The organism is Sphingomonas swuensis (assembly GCF_039538045.1).
In the GTDB taxonomy this organism is placed as follows: Bacteria; Pseudomonadota; Alphaproteobacteria; order Sphingomonadales; family Sphingomonadaceae; genus Sphingomicrobium; species Sphingomicrobium swuense.
In genome coordinates this window covers 1851394-1864889 of the sequence record NZ_BAABBQ010000001.1, presented here as the reverse complement: position 1 = coordinate 1864889, position 13496 = coordinate 1851394, and the positions used below count along the sequence as shown (strand labels likewise).

The window sequence follows — 13496 nt, the reverse complement described above, 5'->3', positions numbered from 1 at the left end:
GTGAGAACCGCAAGGAGGATGAGTCCTCGGCCTATCAGTCGCAAGGCTGAGGCAGGGAGATCCAGCATTCTAGCTCCAGTCCAGAACTCCGCCCACGACCTTTATGTCGGCCTTAAGCGCGCCTACGGTTGAAGGGACATTTTCGAAATGAACCCAGCCGTCCGTTCTGCGAGACTTGCCTGAAGGCGCAAGCAGCTGCAGTCGGACAACCTTTTTGCCGACCTGCTCGCAAGCCTGATCAATTGGCTCACGGCAGTCCAGCAGGGTTACGACCACATCGATACTTTCGAGCTCAGCGGCTGCATGATTGGTAATCTGGAGCTCGATCCGGACAGGAACAGAGATTGCTGGAGCACCGATCAGACTTGCTTCGGCTTTGCGGACCTCAATGACGCCGGGTCCCACGTCGGTTTCCGTGTAGAGATTGTCCCAGACCAGATAGAGGCCCAACACAGAAGCGATCAGGGCAACAATCACCCGTGCGATCCGACTAAGGACCAGGGCAAGAAACAATAAGGCGAGAAAGATCGCCATGACAAAGTCCCCTCGGCTTAGGCGTGAGAGAACCTTGGTCTGGACCTACGACAAACCCGGTCGGGAAGGCGTGTGGTCACGGTCGTTTGCTACTTGCGCAGTTGAAGCTTGCTCCTCACAACTAAGCGTCAGCCGGCGCGAGCTGCTCAGGCGGGCAGGGGGGGGGCGACGTGCGGGGGCTGCTGACATCCGGAGAACGAAGGAGGCATGTGCCCCGTTGGCTCGCTGGCATCAGCGATCATCTCCCGGCCCAGCTTCCCCTTGACGACTTATTGCACGGCTCGCTCTACTATCCTGCAAGCGGGTTCGACGGCGATCCCATCGCACTTCTCTCCGGATCGGTCTTTTCCTTCATCTACGTAGACTATTCGTGCACCAAGGACGCGCTTGAGGTCGCGCTTCAGCAAGGAGGGTTTCGCGGTTATCACGAGCTTGCCCGCCGTGACGTCGCGAAGAGCGAACTTCAAAGCAACAACTGCTTGTCTGTTCATCCCACCGCGGCCGAAGCTGATGCGATGACGCGGCATGCGACCTTTCAGCAAACGAGCGCAGCTTTCTGCTCGTGGCATGTGTTTGAGCGAAGCGCCGCCTTTGGCCCCGAGCATGGGCCAGAGCGCTTCTCCATGCTGTTTCTGCTCGCAGATGGGGCGGCGGCGTATCAGGCGCTCTACAGCGCACGGCGGATTGCCCCGGCGATCCTCGCGCTCATCCAACCTGGTCACGCCTTCGGCGGTAATTACTCCAACTTCTTCGAGCCTAGCGGGCTGCTGCATCGCAGTGTCTGTCAGAAAGGTCAGCCCTGGCCTCAGCGCCTCCTCGCTGGTCGGTATAAAGGTCCCGAGAAATGGGATCTCGAGCCGGTCTGGCCGGAATACAGCCAGTTCGTGGCAGACGCTCGTACACAGCACCATGAGCTGTTCTTGTGGCAGCTCACCCACACCGATGACGATGTTTGAGTAGGAGTAAAGTGATGATCGCGGAGTTGCTGCAGACCGCACTTGAAGGTGCACCACTGCCGGACCGCAAAGGTGAAGATCGCGTCTTCGAATATATGCGCACTGTCCAGGAGTATGTTGATGGTCTTGACGATGCCTTACTGGGGATAGAGCTGATCCGCTCGATCGAGCTAGTCGAAAAAGCCAACCTTCCGGGCTACTGCTATTTAGATATCCACACGCCCGACTACCGAGCGGAATCGAGCTGGCATGTTGCTCGAACATGCGTTCAGTCTCTCGGTCAGCTGTACGTTCACCACCGCGGGACGGCTTATTCCCAGCCGATTCAGAATAAGCTTCTCGGTACTTGCCGCCACCGATGGCCGAACTTCCGCGCCGGAGGCATGGCTCCGATTCAAGAAGCTGAGCGAGCAACTGGCATCAGCATAGAAGCAGAGCTGAGGCGTCTCGAAGCCCTCGAAGAGCCTTGGTGGACCATGGAAGGCGAGGGATACTGAGTTGAGTGACGTCACGATTCAGGCGAACACGACGGTCGCCATCGTCTATGACTTCGACGGAACGCTGGCTCCTGGATCAATGCAGGAGCACTCCTTCATTCCGGAGCTCGGCTACTCCGATCCGCAAGTGTTCTGGGCGGAGGTGAAAGCGGAAGCGGAGCGACAAGACGCCGACGGTATACTCACTTACATGCAGCTGATGCTGCAACGGTCCGCGACCCCATTCTCAAGGGCGGATCTTGCCAAGCACGGCGCTGAACTCCCGCTCTTTGAAGGAGTGCGAGAGTGGTTCATTCGCATCAATTCATTTGCAGGATCGCTTGGGTTGAAATGTGAGCACTTCGTGGTCTCTTCGGGGCTCCGCGAGATGATCGAGGCAAGCCCGATCGGAAGCGAGTTCACGCACATCTTCGCCTCCGGGTTCAGCTATTCCGAGTCGGGCATCGCTCAATGGCCGGCCGTCGCCATCAACTACACCGGCAAAACGCAGTTTCTATTCCGGATCAACAAAGGCTTACGCACGACCTGGGACGACAGTGGTGTAAACCGCTGGATCCCCATGAAGCAGCGCCCGGTCCCTTTTGAGCGCATGATTTTCATCGGTGATGGCGATACTGACATCCCAGCGATGAAGATGGTTCGGCTCCAGGGTGGTACATCCATCGCGGTTTTCGATCCAAGGGAGTGGGCGGCGGCAAATTCCCGTGAAAAGATGGAACTGCTGATTGCGGAAGATCGCGTCAGCTATGTCGCCCCGGCCGATTATCGAGAATCTTCGCACTTGGATGTGACAGTCCGAGGAGCCCTTCGGCGAATGGCGCCCCCGGCCCACAGGTAGGCGGACGATTGGTCGCGGGAGCGTCTTAGCGTTTCGGATTAGGTAAGCTTTTAGAACGGGTCGATGGCAAGGGTCATGGAAAATCAGACGATCGCTGCGAAATGGGCTGAAAAGATCGCAGCGCAATGTGCTGCTCATCCCGATGGCGAGCGAGCCATTCCGGGGACGAGAATTGAGCCATTTGCGTTCTTAGCTTTGAGCGATCTTGCACCGGTGACGAGCGAGAATTGGACAAAGGTTGTGGAGCAGCAAAGACTGCTCGTTGCCGAAGAGATACTCGGAGCACTGCACCGTCTGAATCATGCTGCTCATCTGACTGAGCAGCCCGTGACGAACGCCGACCACTGGGTGTCGATAGCTTTGAAGAACATTCGAGTGCAGGTGAACTATCGAGGTTATGATCTCAGCGACGATGGTGATCAACTGTATGACGTCGAGTTCGATCTGATGATTTCAGTCCGACGCGACTGACTAGAGAAACTCCGCCGCAATTGTCAGTCCCATTCTCAGTCCAAAACACTCAATTCCTGCGTAAGGTGGAGTTGCGCTCGTGTGTTTAGCGTCGGTCGATTCTAATTGGCTTACCGCGTAGCTCGGCGATCGACCTCCCGCCTTGCATGCCAGAGCAGGTCAGTTTCCATGTCCTGGTTCAACATCCAGGTGAGATAGTCGGTTGGCACGTCCTTCCACTCCGCACCCCGATGCTTCCCGAACGGAAGGCTTGCGATCCTACGCGGCTGCTCTGTCCAATCGATCATCTGCTGGACCGACGCTACTTGCAGTAAATCCCGCAGGAGGTGAGCTGTTACCCAGGCGTCTGGGCCGGCCCTATGGGGCGGCATCGCCAGAGAATTATCCAGCGAGAACCCTCGCCAGTAGCGGAGGACTTGGTTGCCATGCTTGGGAGCATCGGGCCAAACATGGAGAGCAACCTTGTAGGTGCAGATCCAGGGAAGGGATCCGGTGACCTCCGCTGGCAAAAACTTGCGCTCGAACGCGCAATTATGGGCGACGAGCACATCAGGTAGAGTACCGAACGAGATGGCGGCGCGCAGGTGTCCTGCTGAGCACGGAAAGCAATCCGCACCGAAGTCCGCTTCTGTGAGGTGGTGTACAGCCATCGTTTCTGGTGGAATGCCGTTGAGGGCTCGGTACAGCCAGGCAATAGGCGGTGTTATCGAGAGGCTGTGATCATCCCAAAAGACATCGCTAAACCCGAACTCCAGAATCTCGGCCGGCGGCTCCATGCCGGTGGTCTCAAGATCGATTACACGGAAGCGCATCAGCCGTGGCTCTTCGCCGGCGCCACACGGAGTAGCGCGCCAACAAGGGGCATGTGCACGTAGAGGTCGCACATCGACCCTGGACGGGCTTTCTCTAGCGCCTCTGCATAGAGCCCCAGTTGCGGACCATAGCCGGTCGCCTTTCTGTCCCATTGGTCTCGTGAACCCGGGAAGGATTTGTGATCGATGATCGCAAAACCGCCCTCGTGCTCGACGAGGAGGTCAATGCGACCGTTCACAAGTTGATCCGCGACGTGCGCAGACACTGGGGTCTCACGATGCACACGCCCGCTCGGCCACCGCTTGCGAAGCTCAGTAGCAAGTCGGTCATGTGCAGCAAGCACATCAGGCGCCGCGATCTGATGCACTCCCCAGTTGCTCAAGACCCGTTGAGCCAGACGCAACCTATTGTCGGGTGAGGCGAGCAGGTCGTCAGCTGCAATGATCGCATGCACGGCTTCGCCCAACAGGCGCATGTCGGCCTCTCCCGCCAAGGGCAGACGCCCACCAAGCTCGATGCGTTCTACGACCTCATAGGACAGACTATCGACGGCGTAGCTTGGGCGTCGATGTAGGGGAGGGCGCTCACGCACCTCCCGTTTGCTGCTACCAAATGCGGGAGAAATCTCGCGGCACGCGGTGATCTCGTCAGCCGAAAGAACTGCCACCGCAGCTGCGAACCTCTCCTCTCCTGCTTTGATTGCTCCTTCACGGTCCCGTGGTAGGTCCACATGAGTCACGCTGTTACCATCCAGAACTGAAATCCAGTTCAGCGGACTCTTGAGAGCGGGAGCGAAAATGAGGTGGTCACGAGCTCGAGTGACTCCGACGTAAAGAAGACGCGCTTCCTCGTCTCGTGCCCGTACATAGGCTTGCTGGCCAGCAGGGGAGTTTGCCGCACTAGCGTCAAGATAAACGTCCTTGCTTTGACTGCCGTAAGGCCACGGCCAGAAGCGAATCCAACGACCATGCAGAGGGTTTTGCCAGTCGATTTCGTCGTCAGCTTCTGCGACTGGCTCGAACAGGCGAGATCGCGGTTGTTTGGCAAGACCAGTGAGGATCACGCATGGCCACTCTAAGCCTTTTGCCCCGTGATAGGTCATGACTTTCACGGCATCTTCACGCAGGCTCGGTGGCCGCTTCGGTTCCTGGGCGGAGAGTGCGAGCAGCAAGCCCGAGGACGTAGCGGGAGTGCCCGCATTGAAACAATTCGCCTCGTAGGATCGAGCGAAGCCACGCAAGGCTTCGAGGTCGTCCAGACGAGCGGCAACGTCGCCCCAGGACTCGATACGACCGATCACCTCGGGTAGGAGCGCAATAGCGTCGATGAGTTCCCCAGGCGTCAATCCTAATACCTGCTCACGCAACCCCTCGAGTTGCGGCGTGATTGGGACGGCTGCGCGCAGCGCAGCTCGCTGATCATCGCCGCCGAGCGCCTCGAGCCACGAATCGGATTCGGGATCGTTCGCTAGAAAGCGAGCGAGTTCAGCCAAGGCCAGGGTGTCAGTCGGATCTGTAACCCAGCGGAATGCCGCGACGACCAACTCAACATGCGGTGTTCGCGTAAGGCCTTCACGCTCGACCGCGACCCGGACACCTACAGCGCTAAGGGCCCCAGCGATCTTAGTGATGTCGCTCTTAGTACGACAAAGAATAGCCACATCGCCGGGCCTCATCGGCCTGACGTCATCGGACTTTGTGCCCACCCTCCACTGTGAGCCTGAGCTCACTGCATCCCGGACTGCTCCCGCCAGTGCTGCATATTGGTCGTCGAGGGAGCCCTCGAGCCACCAAACTGAAAGTGGTCCGGAGTCAAACCCATCTTCTCGGCGGGCGGTGCCGGAGAAAGCGTGCTCCTCTGGAGCGAGACCCATTACCTCGAGCGCCGGCGCGAAGGCTGCATTGGCGAAATCGACGATGCTCTCACGGCTGCGATAAGAACGGGATAGCACGTCCTGAGGATCGGATGTCTGCGCAGCCACTCCGGCAAACGCAGCCTGGGTCAACAGGCTGTCTGCGTTCCGAAAGCCGTAGATTGCCTGCTTAGGGTCCCCGACCCACGTGCTTGCGTCTACCAGTGGAGCCAGCGCGGTGAAGATTGCGATCTGCAGCGGACTGGAATCCTGGAACTCATCTACGAACAGGCGTCCGATCCGCTCGCTGAGGCGCGCCGCCGTAACCGGGTTCTGCAGCGCCTCACGTGCGAGCGCCTCTTGGTCGGTAAAGTCCAGCAAGCCGCGTTCGGACTTGTATGTCTGAAATGCAGACAGTGCTTCCGCAGCACAGGAGAATAGCTCTTGAATGAAGCGCGTACAGTCCTGGCGCAACCGTGGGTGCTCGGGATGCCGACTTGCCGCCCGGCAGACATCATCCAGGACGGCGACCAGTTGCGGCCCGTCTTTTTTCGCGCATTTCAGCTTGGACAGGCGTGCCCAATCTGGCCAGCACACTTTCTCCCCACGGCGATTGGCTGCGTCGATTTGGCGTAGGAGCTTCACCGAGGGCTTGGCGGTCGCACTAACTTCAGCGGGTATCGCGACCACAGCCGCCGAGACGGCGGTTGCAAGATCCTGATCCAGCCGATGGCCGTCTGGTGCGGGCTGGGGAAGCAACTCGAGGAAGGTCGCTATCGATTGGTCGCTCGAAGGGCTCAGGCTGTCCGCGCCAATCCCATTTGAGCGAGCGAGTTCGATGATGCGTTGAACGATGACACGCCAGTCGGAGCTCTCCCGTTCATGCGGTTGCTTTGGTTCGAAGAAGCCCATTGCCTCCGCGAGTTCATTCAGCACCGGTGCGTGGCGTTCTATGGCCGCGTCGGCAGCGACAGCGAATATCTGCTTGCTGCTTTCCTCGGCAATCACCTCGACCCGTGGCGAGCGTCCAAGCGCAATGGCATGTTCGGCCACAATCTGCCCACAGATCGCGTTGACGGTTCCGAAGCGAGCGCCAAGCAATCTGGCGGCCTGCTCGGCCTTGCCGGTCTCGAAGAGTTTGGCGCGCGCGCGCTCGATGAGTTCGTCTGCGGCCTTGACCGTGAACGTCGTCGCGACGATCTCCTCAGGCTCGCGCCGTTCAACCTCTTGCGCGATGTCGCCAACAATCCGGTATGTCTTGCCGGTGCCAGCGGAAGCGACGACGGTCTTGATCTTCAAGGCGCTCACCTAGATTGTCTCCGCAGCAACACGGCATAATCCGGTTAGCTCGCAATATTGGCATGGCTCTGTGCCAGGCATGAGGGGCAAGTCAGCGGGGATATGATCTTCCGCAGTTTCTGCCCCGGTTGCAACAAGAGCGCCTTTAAGCGCGAGGTTGCGCCAGGAGCGCCAAGTCGTGACCATCGCCGTCCAGGTGCCCTCGAGGGATCTCTCCGTTTCGATTGCTTCGTCGGCGAGAAAGCTGCCGGGAAGCCCTAGCAGGCGCCGTTGATTGAGGAGGTAGTAGGCACCTTGGGCTCGCTCGCTGCCGACGTCGTCGGCAACAGCACCATACGTGGCCAGCTGCACGGCACGACCCTCGGCAATCTCCGTGCGTCGCCGGTTCACGCTCCTGCTCCACTTCAGATCGATGACGCCAAGCCCGTGAACAGGATGGCGGACCACGAGGTCGAGGCGGCCGCTCACAGATAAGTCTTGGCCAAAATCTCGAGATCGCTCGAGCTCCGTGCCAACAATCTCGACCCCCATTTCCCTGAGCATGCCTGCGAGCTGCGCGAGTGCCTGCGGAACTCGTGAACGGGCGGCTGCAAGCTCTCCCGCATATTCGGGCTGCTGAAGAGGGGTTGCGATTGCTTCAAGAGCTCTCTCAAATTCATGTTGAGCTTCGGCAAGGATGGCCGTGGGATCATCCGGAACTCCCGGTCGCAGCACGCGGTTGGCAATTTCGTGCGCCAGGTTGCCGAGCAACTGGTCCGGCCCGGGGACGTCCGCTACTCGGCTCCGGGAAACCCTTATAACTTCCAACAACATCCAGCGCATTTGGCAGTCAGCTAGGCGCTCAAAACTGGTGGCGCTTTCGACCCGGCCGGCGAGTTTGGCGCGGGCGCCCTCTGGCAGCGACCAGACAGCACGTACCTGAGGCGGAGTGTCGACGGACAGGCGCTCGCGGCGCAGCTCGCGACCGGCAAGGAACTCGCCACTGGCCTCGAAAAGACGCTCGGCCCTCCAGGTAACCCGGTCGCGAACTGGTGCCACCATCGACTCGAGCTGATGGGCAAGTGGGTGACTGGTTGTTTGTTCGCCGCCGCACAGGGCCGGGGTCACCAGCAGGAGGCGCTCGCCCGCACGCCGTACCGCGTTCGCGTGCGCCAAGGCTGTCCTGCGAGCGAAGGTGGCCGGTGCCTCAAGGGTGCAACCCGCTGCCGCTAGGACGCCCGCTTCTGCCTTCGTCCATGGCGACAAAGGCGCCTTCTCACCAGGGCCCTTTAAATTCCACCAGATGATCCGCGGCGCCTTTTTCCAGATGGCAGCAGGACTTACGACGCAGCGCAGGCCGCCAGCCCTTGCAATATGCGCAGGGTTCTTGGCTCCGTCTGCGAGCACCTGTTCGAGCATGCGTTCAAGGACAAGAGCGGGGAGGGTATCAAGGTCGAGAAAGTCGATTGCTTCAGCAAGCGCGCGTGCTGCTCCGGCGACAGTAAGCAGAAGTGGGTCCTCGTTGCCGGCATCGGACTGAAGCGCCCATTGTCCCACGCGAGCAGCAATGGCTCTTGCACTGCTCGCAGGCATGCCCTCGGTGCGGGTGTAGCTGCCGGCAGTCGTCCATTCGCGCCAGCTGGCTAGCAGTTTATCAGCCTTAGAGCGGGTCAACTCTCCGCCGACGACGCGCGCGTCCAAGTCGGCCTCGATCTCTGCCCACGCATTTGCCCACCTGGTTCCACCAGTACCGGGTTCGCGACTGAGCGCGTAAGCGAGCTTACGTGCTTCTTTGCGCGGAATAGGCGGGCGCGGAAGCATGAGCAGGTCGAGCAATGCTTTGGCGTTGAAGGGAGCCCAGGCAGCTGCAAACGAGAGCGGCAGCACTTGAAGCGCTCCTCGCCACGGAGAAGCATTCGATTGGCCGAGGGCCGGCAAGCCGCGAGCCTCAAGGGCAAGATCAAGCAGCGCCGTGTCGCCGTCTTCGCTGATGACAACGGTGCCTTGAAGTTCTTCTTCGCTACCACGAGCGAGCCACTCGGCCACGGCCTCAGCCCCGCTCAGGGCCGTATCTGACTGAACATGCACGAAGCTGCCGTCACCCTTTAGGTGGCCGCCAGCTCCCCCCCCCATAAAGCGCTGAATCAACCCAAGGTCGCCAGGCGCGGCCTCAACTTCGAGCTGAGGCTCCCTTACGGCTACGCCGCACGATGCGAGCTGCTGGATCAAGCTCTGCAAGTGAGGAGGAAAGGTCTCAAGGTTCTCGACGAGTTGAAGGAACTCGATGGAAAGCGAGGGGCCGGTCTCAAGGGCGCGGCGGACGGATTGTAGTCTGTCCGCAACCCCGGGTGGTAGTTCGGTACCAGAGCACTCAATGGCTGCCAGCGCATCTGGGCGTTCGGACCCAGTTGGCGCCATGGTCCAGCCACCAACTACAAGCTCATCTCGCCATTGTAGAAGCGTCGTTGCTGTAGCCCATGAGTCGAGTGCGGCCGATTGTGCGAAGAAGAGCTCAGAATTGTGTTCCAGTGCGGTCCTCAGCTTGGAGGCATAGCAAGCCACGCGGGCGGCTTGGGATACCTGAGGGCCGGTAAGCCCAAGCTGCAATTCGACTGCGCTGAGAAGGCCCAAGGGCCCGACGGCTGCAGCGCCGAACACGCCTTCACTTCGACCTGGAAAATCAGGGTAGCTTTCTCCGTCGCAAGCCAAGCCAAACACCAGCTTCATTACGCGCTCCCCCGCGCCGGCACGCTTACTAAGGGGGCCGCCCCTGCATCGTCGCTTCCGGCTAGTTCATTTTGGCCGACCGAGCCGTCAACCCGCTCAACTGTCGCTACCTCTATCCAGCAATTGTTGAGAAGATCTAACAAGAAAAGGCCTCTCAGCTGCTTGCGGTAAGTAGCGGACGAACAAACTGAAAAATCATTAGAGTGCTCTGCCGCGAAAGGTGAGGCCTCCTGTCGGCGGGCCGGCACCCTCTCGGATGCTGCCGTCAGGCTCGACGCAGGTCGCATCTGAAATCGACCACAGAACACACATTCTACGCTGCCTTGCGGCGGATGCGAGGGCTACTCCCCCAATGACGTGCTCCTTGAGCCTGCGGGTTAGTCCGCCGCCCTCTTCGTAGAGAGGCCCAGGATGCCGAACAAAGCTGGATCGTAGGCCAAAGCACGTGGCTTCCTCTCCAAGCTCAACGACGATGGGCACGGTTACGTACACCGCTGGCATCACCCTGACGATCAGGAGAGGGTAGCTGGCATTAGAACGATTGAGCCTTTCGTTGTGGGCCTGTTCGGTCATTGGTCGCATGACACTCCCCTGAGCACCAAGGAGATGCTTCTGATCGGGCTGATCGCTCTACGGAACGACTGCAGTGGCACGATACTTAGGAGCTTCGTGCGACATATACGGTCGTACTCGTCTGGATGGGAGGGAGCCAGTCACTAAGCTTTCCACCATCGGATTGGTGGCCAGCCGTTTTTCGACAGGTGCTTGTAACGTGCTGGCGGGAAGTGCTGAAGGGAGTCATCAGGGGCGAGGCTGGTGCTGCTGCCGTCCGGCCAGATGAGAAGACGAGGTCGAGCATCAGCGTCACAGGCAATTTTCGCCGCGCTGATGAGCCACTCGGCACATCCCGGAGCGGGATAACCGTCGTCGTCGAGCGGCTCGGGGTAGCTGACCTCTGCACCTTCAATCGTGATCGTGGCTGATGCAGTCCCAGCATGAAAGTTCACAGCGTGCTGGACCGAGGTGCTTGCGGTCATCCGTGTTCGTAGGAGAGTTCGAGGTTGAGGTTTGGGTCTGCCAAACGAGGCCGCAGTTGGAAGCCATGGGTTCAGCGGCGGTGGGCTCATGCCTCGCACCCATGCAGATACAAATCGACGCCATGAGCCTTCAGGGCGCTACGCATAGCCTTCAACTCGGAAACGCAAGTGCCTGGTCGGCCTACGGTTGAGGCAGCTACCATCGAGAATTCAGCACGAGCGCCCGCCCGCATCAGAGCGTCAAATCCAGGCCGTTCTTCTCGCCCAACAGCCTCGCTAGGCTGATCGGCGTAGAAGGCAACGAAGTCCCAGTCCAGTTCCTCACCCACGATTGTGAGGTCGCGTATTTGGCTTTCGATAGCACTGTGGTCCTCGCTTGCGGTGAGCGAAGTGTAAATTGCGACCCGTTTGCTCATCTGGAAAGGCTCTCATGACATTTCAGATCTGTCAGCAATTATTTGCTTAGATCGACTTTAGCGGGATCATCTGGTGCGCCATCCTGAGCGCCCAAGTACTCCGCCGCCCTTATGCGCGGGGTCTGCTACAAAGTTGTGCTACAATAACGACGCTACAAACCATCTTTGTGTTGTGCTAAGTGCCTGTGCAGGCTTGGATCGTGGAAATTGGCTGGGGCTCCTGCCGCCCCAGCCATTTTCAATGCATAAGCCAACCTCTTAGTAATTAGTCCTCACGCTAAGCTGTTGGGCCCAAACCGGAATCCATCCGGGTGTAATCCGGGTGAAAATGCTCGAAATGCGGGTACAATGGGGTGAAATCGGGTGCAAACCGATATTCTCAAGTGCTGTTTTCCGCCATTTTTGCATTACGCGCTGCGTTGACATCGCAGGGGTCGCAAGTTCAATCCTTGCCACGCCCACCATTCAAAAAGCCTCGGAAAACCAAGCGGTTTTCTGGGGCTTTTTCTTTGGTCGAGATGTCCGGGCGGAGGGTGGATCCGGGTGGAGGCCAGCCCGGCGAAAACAACATTCCGTGAGCGCTGCGCGGCCCCCCTGCTGGCAGATTACGGTGAGACTTGTCAGTTGTTGAGACCGCCAGTGAAACAAGAGTAGGTCTTCGTTCTTCAAGCCTGCAGCATGCTCGAGTGCCGATGTCATGCCCTCAACGTTCGGAGCGAGATCTATGGCTGCCAACAGGGGGGAGGAGGTCGTTCCAAGAGCGAGCAAGTGGCGCCTGATCTGGTTCGCCTCGGGCGACTTCGCTTTCAATCTGTTCTGGCAGAGCAGCATGCTGTTCCTGCTCTTCTACTACACCGACGTCCTTGGCATTCCCATCGGTGCTGCGGCGACGATCTTTGCAGTCGGCGCGATCTGGGATGGTGTCGTCAGCCTCTGCATGGGGCTTCTGCTGGAGCGAAAGCCGCACCTTATCCGTCCAGCCGTCCTGCGTAGAGGCGGGCCGCTGCTGGCCCTGACCTTCGTGGCCGCTTATCTCCCTCCGATCGCGAGCGGTGTCTGGGGCATGGCCGGCCTGCTTGCCACCCACATCCTGTTCCGGACCGTCTATGCCGCAGTGAACCTGCCCTACCTTGCACTGTCGGGACGGGTCAGCCGCAACAGCGGGGACCGGTCCTTTGTCGCGGGGACGCGAATGCTGTTCGGGACAGGCGCCGCCGTGCTCGTCGCCCTGGGGACGGGGCCGCTCGGCAGGTGGCTAACCGGCGTAGAAGATGGGCCAACGAGATTTGTCGGTGCGGCGCTCGCGTTCGCCATGGCCGGAGCGCTGCTGCTGATGCTGGTTGGCCGTCTGCAACTCGAGGTCGAACCAGCCTCCTCGAAGCGCCCGGCGAGCATCAGCTCCGCATTTTCGAGCCTGCTGCACAATCGTGCCTTCGTCAGCCTCGTCGCAGCGATGGCCGCGATGGTGATCGGCGCGACGCTCCTCAACAAGTCGGTGCTCTACTTCTTCAAATATGCCGTGGGACAGCCGGAAGGCGGACAGCTCGCCTTGGCTTCCATGGCCCTCGTCAGCACGGTTGCTGTCCCCTGCTGGATGCTGCTTGCCCGGGCCGTCGGCTTGCGCTGGACCTGGCTCGTGGCCACTGCTGGCGCGGCCGCCAGCCTGCTCCTGTTCGCCTCAAGCGACGTTGCGGGCACCGGAGCGGCAACCTCCTTCCTGGTCGCGGTCCAAGCCATGCTGATGGGCCTCAACTTCGTCTTCTGGGCCATGCTGCCCAACACGATCGAATTCGGCGACCGCCATACCGGGGTTCATGTCGAGGGCATGACCTTCGGTCTCGCCACCCTTCTGCAGCGAGTCGGCATCGGCCTCGGTACCGCGTTGCTCGGCTGGACCATGGGAAGCGCCGGCTATGTCGCCAATCAGGCAGCGAGCAGCGAAACGCTGCAAGCACTTCGCTGGTCGGTCGCGCTCACGCCATTCCTGTTCCTGCTGCTCAGCGGCGTCGCGATGATGTTCAATCCGCTGGCCCGCGGAGTCCACCGCAGGATCGTGCGCGAACTGGCCTAGGGCCGC

11 protein-coding genes are annotated in these 13496 nt (G+C 59.9%); 5 read left to right on the top strand and 6 right to left on the bottom strand.

Going from position 1 to position 13496, the window contains the following annotated elements; all coding sequences use genetic code 11:
- Positions 1 to 69 precede the first annotated feature (69 nt).
- Positions 70 to 534, bottom strand: a complete 465-nt coding sequence (locus ABD727_RS09280) for a hypothetical protein (RefSeq protein WP_344707125.1) — start codon at positions 532 to 534, stop codon at positions 70 to 72.
- Positions 535 to 743: 209 nt separating this feature from the next.
- On the opposite strand from ABD727_RS09280, the gene ABD727_RS09275 reads away from it, so the two are divergent.
- From ABD727_RS09275 to ABD727_RS09260, 4 genes are all read left to right on the top strand, one after another.
- The gene (locus ABD727_RS09275; RefSeq protein ID WP_344707124.1) at positions 744 to 1490 is read left to right on the top strand and encodes a hypothetical protein; all 747 of its coding nucleotides are present in this window, start codon (positions 744 to 746) and stop codon (positions 1488 to 1490) included.
- Positions 1491 to 1504: 14 nt separating this feature from the next.
- Entirely contained in the window at positions 1505 to 1987 is a 483-nt protein-coding gene (locus tag ABD727_RS09270; RefSeq protein WP_344707123.1) for a hypothetical protein, read from the top strand.
- 1 nt (position 1988) lies between these two features.
- Positions 1989 to 2825 (top strand): haloacid dehalogenase-like hydrolase, encoded by an 837-nt coding sequence (locus tag ABD727_RS09265; RefSeq protein ID WP_344707122.1) that lies wholly within the window; start codon positions 1989 to 1991, stop codon positions 2823 to 2825.
- Between the two features lie 75 nt (positions 2826 to 2900).
- A complete protein-coding gene (locus ABD727_RS09260) occupies positions 2901 to 3296 on the top strand; it encodes a hypothetical protein (protein WP_344707121.1) in 396 nt (131 codons plus the stop codon).
- 110 nt (positions 3297 to 3406) lie between these two features.
- Here the strand turns inward: ABD727_RS09260 and ABD727_RS09255 are convergent, their stop codons facing one another.
- The 5 genes from ABD727_RS09255 to ABD727_RS13970 form a co-directional block, all read right to left on the bottom strand.
- Entirely contained in the window at positions 3407 to 4108 is a 702-nt protein-coding gene (locus ABD727_RS09255) for a 3'-5' exonuclease (RefSeq protein ID WP_344707120.1), read from the bottom strand.
- Positions 4108 to 7269: a UvrD-helicase domain-containing protein gene (locus ABD727_RS09250; RefSeq protein ID WP_344707119.1), complete on the bottom strand. Its 3162-nt coding sequence runs from the start codon at positions 7267 to 7269 to the stop codon at positions 4108 to 4110. Before ABD727_RS09250 ends, ABD727_RS09255 begins: the two co-directional genes overlap by 1 nt.
- The gene (locus tag ABD727_RS09245) at positions 7270 to 9966 is read right to left on the bottom strand and encodes a PD-(D/E)XK nuclease family protein (protein ID WP_344707118.1); all 2697 of its coding nucleotides are present in this window, start codon (positions 9964 to 9966) and stop codon (positions 7270 to 7272) included.
- A 716-nt stretch (positions 9967 to 10682) separates the two neighbouring features.
- Positions 10683 to 11003, bottom strand: a complete 321-nt coding sequence (locus ABD727_RS09240) for a hypothetical protein (protein WP_344707117.1) — start codon at positions 11001 to 11003, stop codon at positions 10683 to 10685.
- 86 nt (positions 11004 to 11089) lie between these two features.
- Positions 11090 to 11419, bottom strand: coding sequence for a recombinase family protein (locus ABD727_RS13970; RefSeq protein ID WP_425566784.1), 330 nt, complete (start codon positions 11417 to 11419; stop codon positions 11090 to 11092).
- A 724-nt stretch (positions 11420 to 12143) separates the two neighbouring features.
- Between ABD727_RS13970 and ABD727_RS09235 the strand changes: the two genes are divergently transcribed.
- Positions 12144 to 13490, top strand: coding sequence for an MFS transporter (locus ABD727_RS09235; RefSeq protein WP_344707116.1), 1347 nt, complete (start codon positions 12144 to 12146; stop codon positions 13488 to 13490).
- Positions 13491 to 13496 lie beyond the last annotated feature (6 nt).

Coding starts and splice junctions, on each gene's coding strand:
- ABD727_RS09280 (WP_344707125.1), bottom strand. CDS start 534: ATGGCGATCTTTCTCGCCTTATTGTTTCTTGCCCTGGTCCTTAGTCGG.
- ABD727_RS09270 (WP_344707123.1), top strand. CDS start 1,505: ATGATCGCGGAGTTGCTGCAGACCGCACTTGAAGGTGCACCACTGCCG.
- ABD727_RS09260 (WP_344707121.1), top strand. CDS start 2,901: ATGGAAAATCAGACGATCGCTGCGAAATGGGCTGAAAAGATCGCAGCG.
- ABD727_RS09255 (WP_344707120.1), bottom strand. CDS start 4,108: ATGCGCTTCCGTGTAATCGATCTTGAGACCACCGGCATGGAGCCGCCG.
- ABD727_RS09245 (WP_344707118.1), bottom strand. CDS start 9,966: ATGAAGCTGGTGTTTGGCTTGGCTTGCGACGGAGAAAGCTACCCTGAT.
- ABD727_RS09240 (WP_344707117.1), bottom strand. CDS start 11,003: ATGACCGCAAGCACCTCGGTCCAGCACGCTGTGAACTTTCATGCTGGG.
- ABD727_RS13970 (WP_425566784.1), bottom strand. CDS start 11,419: ATGAGCAAACGGGTCGCAATTTACACTTCGCTCACCGCAAGCGAGGAC.
- ABD727_RS09235 (WP_344707116.1), top strand. CDS start 12,144: ATGGCTGCCAACAGGGGGGAGGAGGTCGTTCCAAGAGCGAGCAAGTGG.